This is a genomic window from Neisseria sp. P0021.S007 (assembly GCF_051956855.1).
The window spans coordinates 1-754 of sequence record NZ_JBQCXA010000410.1 but is presented as its reverse complement, the minus strand read 5'-3'; the positions used below and the strand labels follow the sequence as shown (position 1 = coordinate 754).

Sequence of the window (754 nt, the reverse complement as noted above, 5' to 3'; positions counted from 1 at the left end):
CATCCATTGCGAAAAATGCGGCGACGTACCCGTCCCAGCCGACCAACTGCCGGTCGTCCTGCCTGAAAACGTCGTACCCGACGGCATGGGTTCGCCGCTGGCAAAAATGCCCGAGTTTTACGAAACCACCTGCCCATGCTGCGGCGGCGTGGCGAAACGCGAAACCGACACCATGGACACCTTCATGGAGTCAAGCTGGTATTTCTTCCGCTATATGTCGCCCAAGTTCGCAGAAGGCATGGTATCGACTAAAGCCGCAAAATACTGGGGCGCGGTCGACCAATACATCGGCGGCATCGAACACGCGATTCTGCACCTCTTATACGCGCGTTTCTTCACCAAACTGATGCGCGACGAAGGCTTGGTCAATGTTGACGAACCGTTTGAACGCCTGCTGACGCAAGGCATGGTCGTTTGCGAAACCTACTACCGCGAAAACGACAAAGGCGGCAAAGACTGGATCAACCCTGCCGATGTCGAGCTGACTTTTGACGACAAAGGCCGCCCTGTTTCCGCCGTTCTGAAAGCAGACGGACTGCCAGTCGTCATCAGCGGCACGGAAAAAATGTCCAAGTCCAAAAACAACGGCGTCGATCCGCAAGAACTGATTAACGCCTACGGCGCAGACACCGCCCGCCTGTTCATGATGTTCGCCGCACCGCCCGAACAGTCCCTCGAATGGAGCGACAGCGGCGGCGAAGGCGCACACCGCTTCCTGCGCCGTCTGTGGCGTACCGTTTACGAATACTTGAAG

Annotated in this window: 1 protein-coding gene; it reads left to right on the top strand. The window is 57.0% G+C overall.

Annotated features, from left to right (window positions below; genetic code table 11):
• Positions 1 to 754: class I tRNA ligase family protein (locus ACTHUR_RS13690; RefSeq protein ID WP_440399079.1), on the top strand; the 754-nt coding region annotated here is incomplete at both ends.